The organism is Dactylosporangium sp. CA-233914 (assembly GCF_050942935.1).
GTDB lineage: Bacteria > Actinomycetota > Actinomycetes > Mycobacteriales > Micromonosporaceae > Dactylosporangium.
The window spans coordinates 3,917,288-3,934,960 of the sequence record NZ_CP192030.1 but is presented as its reverse complement, the minus strand read 5'-3'; the positions used below and the strand labels follow the sequence as shown (position 1 = coordinate 3,934,960).

13 protein-coding genes are annotated in these 17,673 nt (G+C 68.0%); 6 read left to right on the top strand and 7 right to left on the bottom strand.

Going from position 1 to position 17,673, the window contains the following annotated elements; all coding sequences use genetic code 11:
- Positions 1-46: 46 nt before the first annotated feature.
- From ACQPY0_RS17855 to ACQPY0_RS17835, 5 genes are all read right to left on the bottom strand, one after another.
- Positions 47-2,284, bottom strand: coding sequence for a N,N-dimethylformamidase beta subunit family domain-containing protein (locus tag ACQPY0_RS17855; RefSeq protein ID WP_432990188.1), 2,238 nt, complete (start codon positions 2,282-2,284; stop codon positions 47-49).
- Between the two features lie 56 nt (positions 2,285-2,340).
- Positions 2,341-3,093: an SDR family NAD(P)-dependent oxidoreductase gene (locus ACQPY0_RS17850; protein ID WP_432990186.1), complete on the bottom strand. Its 753-nt coding sequence runs from the start codon at positions 3,091-3,093 to the stop codon at positions 2,341-2,343.
- 205 nt (positions 3,094-3,298) lie between these two features.
- Positions 3,299-4,375 (bottom strand): NADP-dependent oxidoreductase, encoded by a 1,077-nt coding sequence (locus tag ACQPY0_RS17845; RefSeq protein WP_432990184.1) that lies wholly within the window; start codon positions 4,373-4,375, stop codon positions 3,299-3,301.
- Positions 4,376-4,603: 228 nt separating this feature from the next.
- A complete protein-coding gene (locus ACQPY0_RS17840) occupies positions 4,604-5,383 on the bottom strand; it encodes an SDR family oxidoreductase (RefSeq protein WP_432990182.1) in 780 nt (259 codons plus the stop codon).
- Positions 5,384-5,465: 82 nt separating this feature from the next.
- Complete coding sequence (locus tag ACQPY0_RS17835; RefSeq protein ID WP_432990180.1) at positions 5,466-6,917, bottom strand: APC family permease; 1,452 nt, start codon at positions 6,915-6,917, stop codon at positions 5,466-5,468.
- Positions 6,918-7,554: 637 nt separating this feature from the next.
- Between ACQPY0_RS17835 and ACQPY0_RS17830 the strand changes: the two genes are divergently transcribed.
- Positions 7,555-8,967: a glutamine synthetase family protein gene (locus ACQPY0_RS17830; protein ID WP_432990178.1), complete on the top strand. Its 1,413-nt coding sequence runs from the start codon at positions 7,555-7,557 to the stop codon at positions 8,965-8,967.
- A 3-nt stretch (positions 8,968-8,970) separates the two neighbouring features.
- Complete coding sequence (locus ACQPY0_RS17825; protein ID WP_432990177.1) at positions 8,971-10,059, top strand: hypothetical protein; 1,089 nt, start codon at positions 8,971-8,973, stop codon at positions 10,057-10,059.
- Positions 10,060-10,099: 40 nt separating this feature from the next.
- On the opposite strand, the gene ACQPY0_RS17820 is transcribed toward ACQPY0_RS17825, so the two are convergent.
- Positions 10,100-10,909 carry a slipin family protein gene (locus ACQPY0_RS17820; RefSeq protein WP_432990175.1) on the bottom strand — a complete coding sequence of 270 codons (810 nt, stop codon included), beginning with the start codon at positions 10,907-10,909 and terminating at the stop codon, positions 10,100-10,102.
- Positions 10,910-11,037: 128 nt separating this feature from the next.
- Positions 11,038-12,213 (bottom strand): uroporphyrinogen-III synthase, encoded by a 1,176-nt coding sequence (locus tag ACQPY0_RS17815; RefSeq protein WP_432990173.1) that lies wholly within the window; start codon positions 12,211-12,213, stop codon positions 11,038-11,040.
- Between the two features lie 534 nt (positions 12,214-12,747).
- Between ACQPY0_RS17815 and ACQPY0_RS17810 the strand changes: the two genes are divergently transcribed.
- From ACQPY0_RS17810 to ACQPY0_RS17795, 4 genes are all read left to right on the top strand, one after another.
- Positions 12,748-13,932 (top strand): ABC transporter ATP-binding protein, encoded by a 1,185-nt coding sequence (locus ACQPY0_RS17810; RefSeq protein WP_432990171.1) that lies wholly within the window; start codon positions 12,748-12,750, stop codon positions 13,930-13,932.
- Between the two features lie 95 nt (positions 13,933-14,027).
- Positions 14,028-15,332: an ABC transporter substrate-binding protein gene (locus tag ACQPY0_RS17805; RefSeq protein ID WP_432990169.1), complete on the top strand. Its 1,305-nt coding sequence runs from the start codon at positions 14,028-14,030 to the stop codon at positions 15,330-15,332.
- Entirely contained in the window at positions 15,332-16,756 is a 1,425-nt protein-coding gene (locus ACQPY0_RS17800) for an ABC transporter permease subunit (RefSeq protein WP_432990167.1), read from the top strand. Before ACQPY0_RS17805 ends, ACQPY0_RS17800 begins: the two co-directional genes overlap by 1 nt.
- Complete coding sequence (locus ACQPY0_RS17795; protein WP_432990165.1) at positions 16,753-17,673, top strand: carbohydrate ABC transporter permease; 921 nt, start codon at positions 16,753-16,755, stop codon at positions 17,671-17,673. The genes ACQPY0_RS17800 and ACQPY0_RS17795 overlap by 4 nt, the downstream gene beginning before the upstream one ends.

Sequence of the window (17,673 nt, the reverse complement as noted above, 5' to 3'; positions counted from 1 at the left end):
TAAAGTAGGCAGCCGGATCTCACAGGTCAACCTGGAAGGAATCAGTTCAGTCCGGGGTGCTCGGCGAGGAAGACTGCTCGCGTCGCGCTACGAAGGAGCGAATGACGTTCTCCGTCATGCGTGAGACCCCGTTGCGGGTGTCGTTGTGCAACAACGCGCCGGACCACGCGATCGAGCCAGTCGAGAACACCTCACCGCCGCCCGGAGTCGTGAAGTAGACGATGTCGGCCCGCACCTCGGGATCCTGCTCCCCACCGCCGTGCTCGGGGAGATTCATGGCGATCTCCTCGACCGCCCGCTGGTAGAAGTTCGAGTGCCCACGCGAAGACGCCAGGACAACGGTTCCCCGCGGAGTGCCGAGGGCAGGTTCCGCCCGGTCGATTTCGTCGCCGGCAGCTCCGCCCATGACCAGCCCGTAGGCACCGATCGGCTCCTCGTCGACGCCGTCGAAGATCCACGCATACGCCGGGTCTGCTGCCGCTTCCGAGCGGTGATACGGCTCGGACCTGCCCCAACCCTGCGCCGCAAAACCGACACCGACGAGCTCCTGGGGAGGTCGTCCGCGATGGCGCCACAGTCCACCCGGCAGGCCGGTGGACATCAGCGTCACCTCCCCGGGGAGCGATTCCCAGCAGCGGACTCCGGATTGCCCGCGCCTGATCTCGACGACGAGGGCGTCGTGGGACAGGACGCCGGTGACCCAGTACCAGCCATTGCCGCCCAGGTAGAGCAGCCCGCCACCATGGTCGCGGTAGGACGTCAACGCGTCCAGCATCTCCTCCGTGGTGTACTCCGGGTGAGAGCCCGAGATCACCGCGGAGTAGGGCGCGAGGTAATCGGCACCCCGGAGATGGACCTCGTGGTCGGTGACCACATCGACGTCGATACCCCGGCGGGCAAGCCATTCGATGAGGTACATGTCGGAGGAGAACGCGCGCCCCGCGTCGACGATCCACATGCGGTAACCGCGCCGCATGTTGACAATCTGGCGTCGCGCCGCCGCGAACATCACCCCGCTCCCATCGAGGTGGTGGTCGTACATGGAGAGCCCGAACGACGCGTCGCCCACGTGCGCCCGGTCCTCCGGCTCGACGACAACCTCCTGGTCCGTCATCGCCGAGTAGTCGAGCCCGTTGAAGAGCGCTTCGTTGGAGTAGGCCAGGTAGGTGAAGGTCGGGAGAATGACAGCGACACGCGCTCGACGATCGGTGGCCTTCGGCACGACGGTGATTGGAACGGTGTCAGTGCCCGAGTCGTTCTCGACGACGACGCCGTATACCCCGCTCGGCAGGTCCTGCGGCAACGTCGTACGCAGTACCGCCGTCCACCGGGCGTCTACCAGGTCGGTGGAGTGGAAGTGCACTGCGGCGTACTCGTCGGGCACTCGGGTGAAGTCCAGGCACCTGCCGGTGAACGTACGGCCGGTGACGGCACGGGCCGGGCCGTTCACGAGCCAGCCCGCCGGCTGGTCATCCGCAATGGGTGCGGCGACCCGCACATCCTCACCGTGCCGGAGGGCCAGGTCCCACGCGGCGACGAGATCCAGGGACCGGATGTCACGCGAGCCCGAGGCCAGCTCGGTTGCGTCCTGGGCGGTCATTGGCGTGGTTGCGACGAACGGCTGCTCGATCTTGCCGGAGAAATGCTCTTCAGCGAGGCCCGTCGTCGCGTCCGTGGAACACTCGACCGCTCGCCCCGAGCGTGCGGCGACGGTCACCGCTCCACGCAGGTCGAGCCGCCGGGCCGGCGACGGTCCCTGGGCCTGGGCGCTGATCCCACGAACGGGATCGACCGGGATGACGAACACCCTGGATCCGCCAGTGTCGACGGAGCCGACCACGAGGTGCCATTCATGGTTGGCCAGGGCTACGTCCGTCTCGGCGAGCACGTTGCCCGCACGCTCGTCGACCAATACCGCTCGACCGTCCCTCAGCTGCAGCGACAGCTCGTCCTCGAGGGCGATGAGCGTTTGCGAACCAGCCGCCTTGACGTTCCCGGACCAGACGAACACGCCGAGGGAGGCCGTTGCGGACGCCGAAGGCGCAGCGCTCGCCGGCGCACCGAACAGGAATGAACCAACGCAGGTCGCCTGTGGGGCCGTGCTGTAGCTACCCTCCCCGGTCCACGCGACATCAAGGTCGAGCGAGGCATCGGTCGTGGTCGAGCTCCTCAACCGAACGAGCCGGACACCAACCCGTCCCTCGGCGCTGACGTGGACGCTGATCTCGTCGCCGCGTTCGTAGGACAGTCGGTCGGTGTAGGCGCGAACAGGCAGTGCAGGCATTACTCCTCCTCGGGTCGGATGCTGCTCGGAACTGCTCAGGCGACGGGTTCACCGGATCAGATCGGCCCGGCAGCGACGTAACCCCCGTCCACAGGCAGGCTGACGCCGTGCACGTAGTCGGCGAGCGGCGAGGCGAGGAACAGGACCGCGTCGGCGATCTGCTCAGGCGCTGCCCACACCTTCGCGGGGACAGCGGCCGCGATCGTCGCTTTCGTCTCGTCGTCGTAGATGTCCGCCAGATCAGTCATCGTGAAGCCGGGCAGGACCGAGTTGACGTTGATGCCCCGTGGTGCGCAGTCGAGAGCGAGCTGCCGGGTCAGGTTCACCCACAACCCCTTCGAAGCGCAGTACGCCGCGAAGCCGGGGTTGCCCACCAGGCCCGAGATTGAGCCGATCACCACCACCTTTCCGGCGGTGCCGGCAGCCAGCATGTGCCGGATCGACTCGCGGACGCACGTGAAGGTGCCGTCGACGTTGACGTCCATGTGGCGCCGCCACAGCGCGTCGTCCGCGTCGACCGCCGAGGCGGGCTCGATGACCGCTGCACTCAGCACCACGATGTCCAGCCCGCCGGTCGCCAGCTGGGAGAACGTCCGGACTACGTCCTCGCGCCGCGAGATGTCGAGCGCGCGGTGGGTGATCCGGGCCGCGACTTCCGACGGCCCGTCAAAGCTTGCCGCACGGCTCCGCCGGGACAGTGTCACCACGTTGGCTCCGGCCTGTGCCAGGGCGTAGGCCGAGGCCCGCCCGATACCGGTTGCGCCACCGACGACGACGGCCCGCTTGCCCGTGAGATCGATCTGTCTCAACTCGCATCTCCTTTGCTGGGGGACCTCAGACGTCCCTGTCTCTCCCGCGTCGTGTTCGACCGCGGTCGGGGGTGGTCGGTGAGAACAGGCCTCGATGAAGCGCCGCAATTGGTCCCGGTGCGTAGATCCGCTGCCCCTTGGGCCGCACCGCCCAGTGGAGCGACGCACGGACGGGCGCCCGCGAACGACATCGGATCGGGGCCTCTCAGCCATCCCCGTGCTCGAGCCGCAATAGCTGCTTGCCGAGGTTGTTGCCGTCGAACAGACGGTTCATTGTGGTCACAGCCAGACTTACGTCGCCCGTCTGGACGTCTTCCGCCCACACCAGCCTGCCGTCGCGAACCCAGCCCGCCAGCCGTGCGGTGGCCTCAGCGAATCGGGCGGCGAAATCGGTGACGATGAAGCCCTTCATCACGCAGCTGCGGACCGTGATGGTGGAGAGGTTGCGAGGCCCGACCGGGGTGGCCTCGTCCGAGTAACCGCTGGAGATCCCTCCGCACAGCACGACGGTGCCGCGCTGCGCGATGTTCGCGATCCCTCCCTCGAGCACCGATCCGCCGACGTTGTCGTAGAACAGGTCCACCCCGCCGGGAGCGATCTCGGCGACCCGACCGCGGACGTCCTCGTTCTTGTAGTCCACCACGTGGTCGAACCCGGCCACCTCGGTCAGCCATCGCGACTTTTCCGGCCCACCGGCGATTCCGATCGTCCGGGCTCCCGCCATTCTCGCCAGCTGCCCGGCGACAGAGCCGGTCGCTCCAGCGGCGCCGGAGACCAGCACGACATCACCGGGACGCGGCTGGCCGAGCTCGAGCATCCCGAAGTAGGCCGTCAGGCCGGTCGTCCCCAGCACGCCCAAGGCAGCAGTGGGCGGGACGTCCTCGGGCACCTTGTGCGCCAGCGGGACACCCAGTCGCTCGTCGTGCACGTGCGCGAGCAGTCCTACCGCCGAGCGGCTGGGGCGGGCGATCACATGGGTCTGCCATCCGAAGTTGCCAGAAACCACTGTGCCGACTGGGCAGTCGGCCACCTCACCGGCGACCACTTCGCCAACCGCGTGTGCCCGCATCACTTCGCCCAGCGGCACCGGCGGCGCGTAGGAGGGACCCTCGCTCATCCAGCCGCGCATCGCGGGATCGAAGGCGATCCAGTCGACCCGCACCAGCACCTCGCCGGGTCCGGGCGTCTGCACCGGGATCTGCTCAACGGTGAAATCGTCGGTCTTGGCGGTCCACACGGGGCGTCGTGTCAGCACCATGCGCCGGTTGATCCGTGTAGTCATGCGGGCATCCTATGATAGGTCCAATGGAAATACCATTAGTCAATTCCCGGCCCCAACCTGCCGTGCCCGAATCGTCATGACAAGCGCCGCCTACCTGAAGATGGTCCGTCGCCCTCAGAGGAGGCACTACGGTCCGCGGCCATGAACGCCATCTCGAGAGGCGGCGCCGGCACGGTGCACTTCTTCCGGATCCGGGCTGAGCCCGCAGGTGTCCAGTCCCAGCGGCGCTCAGCCGGCGCCACCGAGCACCGGCAGCGGCCGTCCTCCCTCCGGGGTCACGTACGCTGCGGTGATCCCCCCATCGACCCGCAGTTCGATTCCCGTCACGTAGCTGGACTCCTCGCCGAGGAGGTAGCAAGCCGCCGCGGCCACCTCCTCGGCGAGCGCGAACCGTCCTGCCGGCACGTGGACCATGCGACGGGCCACCTCGTCGCCGGTGAACACGCTGTCGAGCAAAGGCGACTGGACAGGTCCCGGGCTGAGCGCATTGGCCCGGACTCCCCGACGAGCGAACTCGACAGCCAGCTCACGGGTCATCGCCAAAACGGCCCCTTTCGACGCGGTATAGGCGATCTGTGACGCCGCCGACCCCATCGACGCGACGAGCGACGCGGTGTTGACCACCGTCCCCCCGCCGTTGCGGACCAGATGAGGTATCCCGTGCTTGCAGCACAGGAAGACGCTGGCAACATTGATCGCGAGCGTCCGGGTGAATGCGTCGAGGCCGACCTCAAGCACCGACCCGTCGCCGGGCAGAACGACGCCGGCGTTGTTGAACAGGCCGTCGATCCTGCCGTAGCGACTGGCAACCGCCGCGTACAGACTCGCGACCTCCCGCTCATCGGTGAGATCGCACTGGGCGAACCAGTCCGCGGCAACGTCCTGCCCCGTCTGTACGTCCACGCCCACTACGACGGCGCCTTTGTCGGCGAGCGCTGCCGCAGTCGTCCGCCCGATGGCGCCGGCTGCACCGGTGACTACGATCACCTTCTCCTTCACACCTGACATTGGCTTCCCTCTCGTCTCGCCTCGTCCGGACACCAGCCACGGGCTCGATGGCCGGCGCTACCTCCTTGTGGAGAGTGACAAGTCAGTTCTCCAGGATCTGTGCATACTTCTCCGGTGACGTCGCCATTGCGATCGCGGTCATCGCGGCACCGGCCACGAACGAGGCGACGAGTCCGGCGCAAACCCAGTTCGCAGCGGCTCGGCTACCGACGAGGAGGTCGAGGTTGTCGAGCATCATCCATACGACGAACGACAGCGCTGCGAACGACAGGATCGGTGCGACGACCGAGTTCCACACCGGGTCGCGACCCCTACCGCGCCAGTGGAAGGCCACGACGGCGGCACTGGTGAGCAGCATGAGCACCACGATGCCGAGGGTGGCGGCACCGGAGAGCCAGGTGTAGATCTCCAGCACCGGGTCGAGGCCCGCGATGGTGAGAGCACCGAGCACACCGGCCGAGGCGATCGTCACGACGATCGAGGATCGGGACGGTGCCCGGTGCTTGCGATGTACCTCGCCGATGAACGCCGGGAGCACTCGTCCGTTGGCGAGGTTGAACTGGTAACGGGCAACGACGTTGTGGAACGACAGCGAGCAGGCGAACAGGCTGGTGACGAGGAGGATGACGACGGCGTCCTCGATGAGGCTGCCAGCGTATCGGTTCGCGAGTCCCTGCATGACGTTCGACGGGTCGCCACCGGCGACAGCGGCGGCCCGGTCGACGCCGAGTCCATTCGCCACCGCCCACGACGTGAGCGCGTACAGCCCGCCAATAATGGCGACTGCGATGTAGGTCGCCCTGGGGATGGTGCGCTTGGGCTCCTTGGCCTCACTGCGGAAGACAGCGGTAGCTTCGAAGCCGACGAACGCGAAGAAGGCGAACATGAGGCCGAGGCCGGGAGCTCCGTCGAACAGACGGCTCGGGTTCAGCGGCGCTGCGCTGAGGCCAGAGTCCCCGCCGGTAAAGATGATGGCGAAGTCGACGACGAGGACGACCAGGCCCTCCAGGACGAGGGCGACGCCGAGCACCTTCGCGCTGACTTCGATGTCGCGGTAGCCGAGGAACGAGATGATGACCAGGAAAGCGAAGGAGCAGACCCACCACTTCACGGTCACGTCGAGGTAACGGTCCAGGGCCGCGGAGGCAGCGACGCCCAGGTACGCGTAGAGGGCGATCAGCAGGATCGTGTACGAGATCAGTGCGAGGGACGCGGTCCCGGCGCCGGAGACCTTACCGAGGCCGGCCTGGACGTAGGAGTAGAACGCGCCGGCGTTCTTCACGTGGCGGCTCATCAGCGTGAACCCGACGGCGAAGACGTACAGGACAATCGCGGCACCGATAAAGTACAGCGGCGCGGTAGGGTTGCCGCCCAGTGCGAAGACGAGGGGGATGACCGCGCAGGCCGCACCGAGGGGCGCGACGGCGGCGACCACCATGAAGACGATCGAGCCGACTCCGAGACCCCGATGGAGCAGTGCGGCCTTGTCGCCCTGGGAGCTGGCTCCAACCTGGGGATCAGTAGTTGCGGACATTTGGCTGGTTCTCCTTGCTCCTACTCCAATTCGGAGTCGATGGATGCGGGGGTCCTCACGTGGGCCGCCCGGGCAACCAGATGGTGAGCAGAGCATCAGCGTTCGCTGCGTGAGACTGCGCTTTTTGGGCGCCGTCTTCAGTCCCAGTACTCGTGTGAGCGCGGTGGTCCTCGTTAGCGCGCTGGGCTACGGTGGTGGGTGGTGGCGATGAGCTTGGTACGGCCTGCCGCCGATGCTCGATCAACGTGTCACTCTATTGGTTCGATATTGGGTCCTTTTGTGATCCATGTCAACAGTCTGGGCTTGCTTCGGGCCGCGCGTCGGTCCTTCGAGTGGCGTTGGCGCGGTCGGCCATCAGGCGAACGGCGAGGTCGCCGCAGCCCAGGTACTGGTTACCCCGAGCCGCGCACGAGGCCAGACGGGGAACTCGTTGATAGCCTGCGCAGATGGCCCCGCTTCCAGGCCCCGGCGCGCCAGGAACCGGCGCAGTGGCCAGCTGGGGTGGAGTTGGTCGAGGTAGCGGACCCAGTCCTCATCGTGAACCCGAACCTTGACACTGTGATCGATGGCTCACTAGCATAAGGTCTATTGACTCGCCCAATAGGTTGTTTTTGTTCGAGGGGACAGGGAGACAACGGTGACTTCGTCCGCCACATCGCTCAACGGATTCCGCGACACCTCGACCGGGTCGCAGTTACCGTTCGGGCCCGTCCCCATCGACCGGCTGATCGAGAGCATCAGGTCGGGCGCGATCGATGCCGTCCTGCTGGTCACTCCCGACAACGCCGGCCGATGCTTGGGCGAACGCGTTCCGGGTGCCCGGATTCTCCAGGCCATCGACGATCCGCTGGCGATCCGGGTGCCGCTCATGCTGTGGGGCATCGACATCGAGCAGAACGTCCGTGCCGGCCTGGTCCACGTCGGCGGGATGGCAGCGGGCGTCCCTGATGTGCCACTGGTTCCCGACCTGTCGACCGCCCGATTGCTCCCATGGCTGCCGCGCACGCCGGTCATCATCTGCGACCCGGCCGATGCGGAGGGCAGGCCGCTGGACATCGCGCCGCGCCAGATGCTCAAGCGGCAACTCGCCCGCCTCGAGGCACTTGGTGTTCAGCTCCAGGCCGCCACGGAACTCGAGTTCAACTTGTTCACCGAAAGCTACGAGGACGCCTGGAGGAACGGCTACACAACGCTGACTCCGTCGAGCCGCTACCACGCCGCATACGATGCTCTGGAAGCCCTCAAGTCCGAGGCGTTCATCGACGCGGTCATAAGCCAGATGGACCAGGCGGGCATCGAGGTGGAGGGCTACGCGAACGAGTACGGGCGCGGGCAGCACGAGATCAACCTCAAGCACACCACAGCCCTGGAGATGGCCGACCGGCACTTCCTCTACAAGTTCGGGGTGAAGAGCATCGCGACCAGGTTGGGCGTGTCCGCGACCTTCATGGCGAAATGGATGATCGGCGACGAAGGCAACTCCTGTCACGTCCACGTGAGTCTCTGGGACGCAGACACCACAGCCCCGCTGGGCGAGGACAAGCGGTTCGACGCCTTCGTCGGTGGCGTTGCGGCCCATATGGCCGAGTCGACATTGATGTACGCGCCGCACATCAACTCCTACCGACGCTTCCGGCCCCACTCGTTCGCGCCGACGACCATCGCCGTCGGCGACAACAACCGCACGTGCAGCCTGCGCGTCGTGGGCTTGGGCAAGCACCGCCGGGTCGAGAACCGAGTGCCGGGCGCCGACGTCAACCCCTATGTCGCCCTCGCGGCGGTGGCACTGGGTGGGGCCGGCGGCATCGAGACCGAGGCCGCGATGCCGCACCTGGAGACCGGCGATGTGTACAGCCGGACCGACCTGCCCATGCTGCCGACCTCCCTGCCCGCGGCCCTCTCGCTGTTCGAGAACAGCAAGGCGGTGCGTGACGGTCTGGGAACTGAGGCGCACCACCACCTGCTCGCCGTCGGACGCGAGGAGGAGATCGCGTTCTTGTCGGAGACGGTCACCGACTGGGAGCGTCGGCGGCTCTTCGAGCGGGGCTGACCTGTGGGATCGGACGCGATCCGGTACAGCGACCTCCTGGGACACAATGTCCGTGCCGACCCTTGGACGGCGCAGGGCCGCTCGTCGTACCAACTCGCGCACGAGGCGCTGACCGCCGGCCGAGTCGATGACGCTCGCGCACTGGCTCGGCTCACCGTTCAGGAGGCGCAAGAGGCATATGACCTCTACGCGCTCTGGCTCGTCGAACTCCCTGCGTTGCTGGACGCGCTCGGTGTCGAGGCAGCGGCTTTGACGCCGGCGCGCGGGCGCGCGGACATGGTGCTGAAGGACCTCGTGTGTGGCTGGCGCCGCTACCTCGCGCTGATCGACGAGGTCGGCGAGCACGCCGTGTCCGGCGATCTCGAGTTCGCGGGCGCCGCACTCGAGCGGGCGCGCGCAACCTGGCTCGCCGCCCACGACCCGGCCACCGACCACCTGACGGAACTGCTCGCACTCGGAGCCGAGCACCTCGGGGAATCGGTCGTCGGCAGCCTGTGGGACGCGCTGCTCGGCCACTACTACACCGGCATCAGGCACAAGTACGCCGCTGAGCGACAGCCGTGGCAGCGCTCAGTAGAACGACTCCTCCTCGACATCTTCGAAGCCACTCGCGGACACTTGTGCGGCCCGGGCCGGGACGGCACGTTCGACGTGCGGGAGGAGGACGACCGCTGGGTGGTCCAGTTCGCACCGTGCGGCTCCGGGGGCCGGACCTATCCGACCTCAGAACCGACCGGCTCCCAGGACACCCGGCGGTTCACCACCGAGGAGCACGACTGGGCGTGGCGCACGAAGGGGGTCTGCCTGTACTGCGCGCACTGCTGTCAGCTGCAACAGCGGGCACCTATCGTCCACCTCGGGTTTCCGCTGCGCGTGGTCGAGCCTCCGACGTTCGGCGACGCCCATACTCCGGGACGCTCATCGTGCACGTGGTCGATCTACAAGCACCCGGAGTTGCTACCGGCGAACGCTTTCACCGATGTCGGTATGCCCGTTCCCAGCTGGTTACCAGCGGGGCAGGCACACACCGTGAAGCAGCCCAGGTCACACGTTATGGACGGAGTCCTGGCACCCCACAGGACCCGAGGCTAGCGGCCTGAACGCCCGCGCAGCACGTGCCGAGGTGGACCGACTACCGCGCGGTGTGCACCCGGGACAGCCCCGTCGCGTGCTCGGTCTGCGGCGGCTCGACGGTGGCCTGCGTCGAAGCCGACCGCTCCAGGAAGCGCAACAGCTCGACCGGGAACGGCAGCACTACCGTCGAGTTCTTCTCGGCTGCCACCTCGACCACCGTCTCCAACAACCGCAGCTGCAGCGCGGTCGGTGTCCGCGCCATCGTGGCCGCGGCGTCGGCGAGCTTTCGCGACGCCTGCAGCTCACCGTCCGCGGTGATGATCCTGGCACGCCGCTCCCGCTCCGCTTCAGCCTGTCGGGACATCGACCGTTTCATCGACTCCGGCAGCGAGACGTCCTTGATCTCCACGCGGTCGATGTGGACGCCCCAATCGATCGCCGGACTGTCGATCATGACCTCCAGGCCCTGGTTGAGCCGCTCCCGGTTGGTCAGCACCTCGTCGAGGTCGCTCTTACCGATGATCGAACGCAGCGACGTCTGCGCCACTTGGAGGACCGCGAACATGTAATCCTGCACGTTGACGATGGCCCGGAGCGCGTCGATGACCCGGAAGTACACCACCGCGTCTACCTTGACGGTCACGTTGTCGCGGGTGATCCCATCCTGTGCTGGTACCGGCATGGTGACGATCTGCAAGTTCACTTTCTGCAGCCGGTCCAGAATCGGGACAATCAGCGTCAGGCCCGGCCCGCGTGTCACCTCTTGCAGACGCCCGAACCGGAAGACCAGACCGCGTTCATACTGTCGGACGATCCGGGCGCTGGCCAACAACCCGGCCACCGCTACCATCAACACGACGATCAGCATCAAAACCATGGCAGCTCGCGCCATCCTTGCATCTGCACCAAGCGTAACGCGGCGTGCCAGCCGAATCACCCGCTACCGCGAGCCGTGCAGGCCACGGATAGCGAGACGAGGGAAGCTCCCCCGAGTTCTCACCCCGCACCGATCGCGAGACGGTAGCCGCGGCGCATGACCGTGTGGATCAGAGGCGTGCCGTTGAGCGCCCGGCGCAGCCGGGATATCGCCATCTCGATGGCGTGGTCGTCGACGGCGGCGCCGGTCGGCATGTTGCGGCGGATGTCCGCGCACGACATCACGCGACCCGGGCTGCGGGCGAGGGTCCGCAGTACGGCGATCGGGACCGGCTGGACCGGGATCAGGCGGTCGTCGACGATGACCGCCTGCCCGCGGATCTCCACCTGGTGCGGGCCGAGCGCGACCCGTACGGCGTTGCTGGGCAGCACGGCAATCAGTGTCGCGAGGAAGTCGTCGGCGTAGCCGATGGGTCCGGTCAGGGGGCGCACCCCTTGGGCGGTCAGCGCGGCGGCGGTCAGCGGGCCCAGGCAGACGGCGGTCACCTCGTCGCAGAGGGCGTTGAGCACCTCGGGCCGGCGCTGGTCGCGGTCGGCCTGCTCGAGCAGGTTCTCGGTCGCCTCGGGGCTGGTCAGCGCGATCGCGTCGATCTGCCGGCGGATCAGCTGGTCGGCCAGTCGCCGTAGGTGCTCGGCGTGGGTCGGCACAGCCGTGCTGTACGTCGGCACCTCCACCACGTCGGCGCCCTGGCGGCGAAGCGTCTGGCACAGTTCGCGCAGCGACGGCGTGTCGACCTGCACCACGATGCGCTGGCCCGCGACCGGGTGCGCGAGCAGGTAGCGCATCAGGTCGTCGGTCGAGGCGGCGGCGGTCGACCAGATCTCGCGCAGCCCGATCTCGCGCAGGCTGTCCGCCGCGGCGCCGTCGCGGGCCAGGAGCCGGGCGTGGCCGAACGCGGTGATGAGCCGATCGGCGAGGTGCCATCGCTGCGCCGAGTTGAGCCAGGAGCGGAAGCCGAACGGCGAGGTGACGATGAGCTCGTCGATCGGCGCGGCCAGGCACTGCTCGGTGGCCGTGCGCAGTTCGTCCTCGTCCGGCTGGGCGACGACCCGCAGGGCCTGCACGGCGACGACCTTAGCCCCGGCCTCCTCCAGCGGGGCCGCGAGCGCCGGGCGCCGCTGCTCCGTCGCCAAGGCCACCGTGTAGCCCGTCAGTGGTGCGATGGCCGAGCCGCCGGAGCCGTCCGGGGCGTGCCCGGCGGCCGATCGCTGTGCATGGGCTGGCGGTGGGGGCACGGCACACTCCTCTCGGGCCCGTTGGGCTGGCGGCAGGCACGCCTGGCATCGTCGGCGGTGGCGGGGCAGGCGGGGGCAGAACCGGCCGGGGGTGGCGGCGCGGCAAGCGTATCCGTCGTCGGCGATTTCGACAGATTGGCTTCTACCGTGCCAGGAGATGCACCGGGGGGAAAGTCACGATACGATAAATGTCCGCTCACTGATTCTTTCGCCGGCCCGGAGGCTGCAAGAATGAATCCGTCGCCAGGAATGGCGGAGGTTCTTCTGCACCCTGATGCGGCAACCATTGCCGCATAGATTCCGGCTAAAGCGGACATCTTCGGCGAGTCTGCCCGGGGTTCAAATCGCGATCTTGTGAGGACTATCTCGCATCTGTTGCGGATCGTTACGGCGTCTGGTCATCGCCGCGCTAACGCGGCAACACTCGCTGCACCGTCGAATTCGGAAGCCATCACGACCTATGCGTGAGAACGCGTGGCGGACTTCGCACGAATTCCGGCGGATCCTGACGAACCAGCAGATTGGGAGTGCTCCGTGGCGCAGGTCAGCCTCGACGACGTGAGCAAGGTGTACACCGACGGGACAAGGGCCGTCGACGGGCTGAGCCTCGACATCACCGACGGCGAGCTGCTCGTGCTCGTCGGCCCGTCCGGTTGCGGCAAGACCACGGCGCTGCGCATGGTCGCCGGGCTCGAGGACATCAGTGAGGGCGTCCTCAGCATCGGCGGCCGTGTGGTCAACCGGGTGCCGGCCCGCGACCGCGACATCGCCATGGTGTTCCAGAGCTACGCGCTCTACCCCCACCTCGACGTGTACGACAACATCGCCTTCGGCCTGAAGCTGCGCAAGATGCCCCGGGCCGAGATCGAACGCCGGGTCACCGCGACCGGCGCCACGCTGGGGCTGAGCGAGCACCTGCGTCGCCGGCCGCGGGCGCTGTCCGGTGGGCAGCGCCAGCGGGTCGCGATGGGGCGGGCGATCGTCCGGGAGCCGCAGGCATTCCTCATGGACGAACCGCTGTCCAATCTGGACGCCAAGCTGCGGGTGCAGATGCGCACCGAGATCGGGCGCACCACCCGGCGACTCGGCGTGACGACCATCTACGTCACCCACGACCAGACCGAGGCGATGACGCTGGGCGACCGCGTGGCGGTCATGAGGAAGGGTGTGCTGCAGCAGGTGGCCTCCCCGCAGGAGCTCTACGAGCGGCCGGCCAACATGTTCGTCGCCGGCTTCATCGGCTCGCCCGCGATGAACCTGATCACCGGCGTCTTCACGAGGTCGGCGGAGGACGTGCTGCTGTGCATCGGCGACCAGCGCCTGCGGGTCGATCCGGCGCTGCTGCAGGCCCGGCCGGGTGTGCTCGCGTACCTCGACCGCCCGGTTGCCGTCGGCATCAGGCCCGAGGAGATGTGGGACGCGCGCCTGGCGCCGGCCGGCGGCGCGCTGCTCCACGCGGCCGTCGACCTCGTCGAGGGGCTCGGCTCCGAACTGCTCGTGCACCTGCGGGTCGCGGCGCCCGGCGTGGTCACCGACGACACCCGGGAGCTGGCCCGCGACGCCGGACTGGACCCGCTCGACTCCGCCGCGCCGCTGACCGAGCTCGTCGCCCGGTTCAGCCCGCGTTCGCAGGTCGGCAAGGACAAGGTGGTCGCGGTCGCCGTCGACACCGCCCGCCTGCACGTATTCGACCTGGAAAGCGGCCTGACGATCCAGTGATCCGCGCCGCCCGCGGCGCGATCTACCGCCAACGTCCTCGCCGGCCCGGCGAGGGATTCGTCCATAACAGCACCCCTGGCAAGAAGGAGACTTTCATGGCACGTATGGCACGGCTCTCCACGGCGCTGGCCGTGGTGGCGGCGACCGCTGCCGGCTGCGGGGGTACCCCGTCGGAACCGTCCGGCGGACCGAGCCTGAGCGGCACCGTCGAGGTCGTGGCGAAGTGGTCGGGCGTCGAGCAGGCCAACTTCAAGAAGGTGCTCGAGAACTTCGAGAAGAAGACCGGCGTCAAGACCGTCTACACCTCCGCCGGCGACGACGTGGCGTCGTTTCTGAACCAGAAGATCTCCGGCGGTACGCCGCCGTCGATCGCGCTGATCCCGCAGCCCGGTACCGTCGCCGAGCTGGCGAAGAAGGGCAACCTCAAGCCGCTGAGCGGCGAGGCGCTCGACGCGGTCACGGCGAACTACAGTGCCGCGTGGAAGGACCTCGGCACGGTCGACGGCAAGGTGTACGGCTTCTATCTGAAGGCCGCCGAGAAGTCGATCTGCTGGTACCGCACCGACGCGTTCGCCACGGCCGGCGTGAAGGAGCCGAAGACCTGGGAGGAGTTCCTCGCCGCGGCCAAGACGCTCGCCGACGCCGGCATCACGCCGTTCGCGGTGCCCGGCGCGTCGGCCTGGACGCTGACCGACTTCTTCGAGAACGTGTACATCCAGGTCGGCGGCCCGGAGAACTACGACAAGCTGTCCAAGCACCAGATTCCGTGGACCGACCCGACCGTGGTGGAAACCCTCAAGGTGATCGGGCAGCTGTGGTCGACGCCGCGGATGATCGACGCCGGCAACGCCGGCGCGCTGAAGATCGACTTCTCGCAGTCCGTCGCCGAGGTGTTCGGCGAGAAGCCCAAGGCGGCGATCCTGTGCGAGGGCGACTTCGTCGGCTCGGAGATCACCAAGGCGGGCAAGTACAAGGTCGGCGACACGGCCAAGTATCTGCCGTTCCCGTCGATCAAGGGCGCCAAGCCGTCCGTGGTGGTCGGCGGCGACCAGGCGGTGGCACTCAAGGACGACAAGGCGACGATGGCACTCATGGCCTACCTCGCCTCGAAGGAGTCGGCCGAGACCTTCGCCAAGGGCGGCGGGTTCATCACGCCGAACAAGCTCGCCGATCCGTCGGCGTATCCGGATGATACGGTGCGCGGACTGGCCAAGCTGGTCGTCAACGCCGACGTGATCAAGTTCGACATGTCGGACCTGGCGCCGGCATCCTTCGGCGGTGGCACGAACGCCGACGAGTGGAAGCTGCTCCAGGAGTTCCTCGGCAACCCTGCGATGGATGTGAACGCCTTGGCGGGCAAGCTCGAAGACGCCGCCAAGAAGGACTTCGGGAGCAACTGATGGCGCGCGCGTCCGAGCCGGCAGGCGCATTCAGGGCGTCACCGGCAACGAGGAACAACAGCCGGCCGACCGCCCGACCGGTTCTCGGCGGGGCCCCCGCCCGCCGGCCGGACGCGCCGGACGGCAAGCCCGGGCGACCGCGCCGCTGGGAGGCGCCCGGCCTCATCACGGCGCTCTTCCTCGGCCCGGCTCTGGTCATCCTGGCCGCCGTCGTGGCCTACCCCATCGTCGCCACGGTGTGGTACAGCTTCTTCAACGCCGACGGCACCCGCTTCGTCGGCCTGGCCAACTACGTCGAGATGTTCACCGGGCCGGCGACCCGCCGGGCCATCGTCAACAATGTCATCTGGGTCGTCGTGGCCCCGACGGTGGTCACCGCGCTCGGACTGCTGTTCGCCGTGCTGAGCGAGCGGATCCGGCTGGCCACCGCCTTCAAGACCGTGCTGTTCATGCCGATGGCCATCTCGTTCCTCGCGGCCGGCGTCACGTTCACGCTGGTGTACGAGGCGGACAAGGACCGCGGCGCCCTCAATGCCGCGATCGTGTCGGTCCATGACGTGTTCAAGCCGCCGTCGAAGTACTACGGGACCAGCCCGCGCGAGGAGGCGGGCCTGGTGACCGTGGACGGCGCCGTGCAGACCGCGAAACCGGCCGCCGATACGGCGCAAGTCCTGCTGCCGATGGTCGGCCTCCCACCCGACCGGGTCCCGGCCGAGGCGGTCGAGGCCGCGCCGGACGTTGCGGGAACCGGCCTGCGGGGCGTGGTCTGGCTCGACTTCAGCCGCGGCGGCAGTGGCCGGCCCGGCGCCGTCGACGCGGGCGAAAAGGGACTGCCCGGCATGGTCGTGGAGGCGGTACGGGACGGCAAGGTGGTCGCCACGACCCGGACCGGCCCGGCGGGCGGCTTCGCATTCCCCCAGCTCACCGGCGACGGGTACACGATCCGGCTGGCCGCGTCGAACTTCGCCGCCCCGTTCAACGGCGTCACCTGGCTCAGCGGCAGCATCGTCACGCCCGCGATCATCGCCGCGTACATCTGGATCTGGGCCGGCTTCGCGATGGTGCTGATCTCGGCCGGCCTCTCCGCCATCCCGCGCGATGCCCAGGAGGCCGCCCGGGTCGACGGTGCCACCGAGTGGCAGGTGTTCCGGCGGGTGACCATCCCGCTGGTCCGGCCCGTGCTGGTGGTCGTGCTCGTCACGCTGGTCATCAACGTGCTGAAGATTTTCGATCTGGTGTACATCCTGGCGCCCGACCCGGTGACCCAGGACCACGCCAACGTCGTGGCGCTGCAGATGTACCAGACCGCCTTCGCGCGCCAGAACACCGGCCTGGGCAGCGCACTGGCCGTGCTGCTCTTCGCGCTCGTGGTGCCCGCCATGCTGTACAACGTCCGCCGGCTGCGAGGAGACAAGGACCGATGAGCTTCGTATCCACCGCCCGGGTGCCGACGATCGAGCCGGCCGGCACCGCCGTGATCGGCCCGCCCAGGCGCAGCCTGGTGTCCCGGATCGTAGCCCGGCTCGGCGGCGGCCTGATGTACACCGTCGTCGTGCTCACCGCGCTGATGTGGCTGCTGCCCACGACCGGCCTGCTGGTGGCCAGCCTGCGCCCGGCCTCGGCCAGCGCCGCCACCGGCTGGTGGCACGTCTTCACCAAGCCCAGCGAGCTGACCCTCACCAACTACGCCAAACTCCTCGACAACCGCGACATGGTCGACGGGCTCTGGAACAGCGTGCTCATCACCGTGCCGTCCACCATCCTGGTCGTGCTGATCGGGGCGGCGGCCGCCTACGCCCTCGCGTGGCAGGACTTCCGCGGCCGCGACGCGGTGTTCGCCGTCCTGGTCGCGCTCATCGTCGTACCGGTCCAGATGGCGATCATCCCGGACGCGAAGCTCTTCGGCGCGCTCGGCATCTTCGGCTCACTCACCGGCGTGATCGTGTTCCACGTGGCGTTCGGGCTCCCGTTCGCCATCTTCCTGCTGCGCAACTTCTTCATCGGCATCCCGCGCGACCTGCTCGAGGCGGCCCGGATGGACGGTGGCAGCGAGTTCATGATCTTCGCCCGGGTGATCCTGCCGATCGGCTGGCCGGCGATCGCCTCGCTGACCATCTTCCAGTTCCTGTTCGTCTGGAACGACCTGCTGGTCGCGAAGGTCTTCGCCGGGGCGTCCAGCAAGCCCATCACCTACGTCCTGCAGGAGCAGATGGGCACGTTCTCCTCCAATGTGGACGTGATCGCGCCCGGCGCGTTCCTGTCGATGCTGCTGCCGCTGATCGTGTTCTTCGCCTTCCAGCGGTACTTCGTGCAGGGCGTGCTGGCGGGATCGGTGAAGTAG

Excerpts from the sequence above, each read along its gene's own strand:
- ACQPY0_RS17845 (WP_432990184.1), bottom strand. The coding sequence starts at position 4,375 with ATGACTACACGGATCAACCGGCGCATGGTGCTGACACGACGCCCCGTG.
- ACQPY0_RS17855 (WP_432990188.1), bottom strand. The coding sequence starts at position 2,284 with ATGCCTGCACTGCCTGTTCGCGCCTACACCGACCGACTGTCCTACGAA.
- ACQPY0_RS17835 (WP_432990180.1), bottom strand. The coding sequence starts at position 6,917 with ATGTCCGCAACTACTGATCCCCAGGTTGGAGCCAGCTCCCAGGGCGAC.
- ACQPY0_RS17795 (WP_432990165.1), top strand. The coding sequence starts at position 16,753 with ATGAGCTTCGTATCCACCGCCCGGGTGCCGACGATCGAGCCGGCCGGC.
- ACQPY0_RS17800 (WP_432990167.1), top strand. The coding sequence starts at position 15,332 with ATGGCGCGCGCGTCCGAGCCGGCAGGCGCATTCAGGGCGTCACCGGCA.
- ACQPY0_RS17805 (WP_432990169.1), top strand. The coding sequence starts at position 14,028 with ATGGCACGTATGGCACGGCTCTCCACGGCGCTGGCCGTGGTGGCGGCG.
- ACQPY0_RS17820 (WP_432990175.1), bottom strand. The coding sequence starts at position 10,909 with ATGCTGATCGTCGTGTTGATGGTAGCGGTGGCCGGGTTGTTGGCCAGC.
- ACQPY0_RS17840 (WP_432990182.1), bottom strand. The coding sequence starts at position 5,383 with ATGTCAGGTGTGAAGGAGAAGGTGATCGTAGTCACCGGTGCAGCCGGC.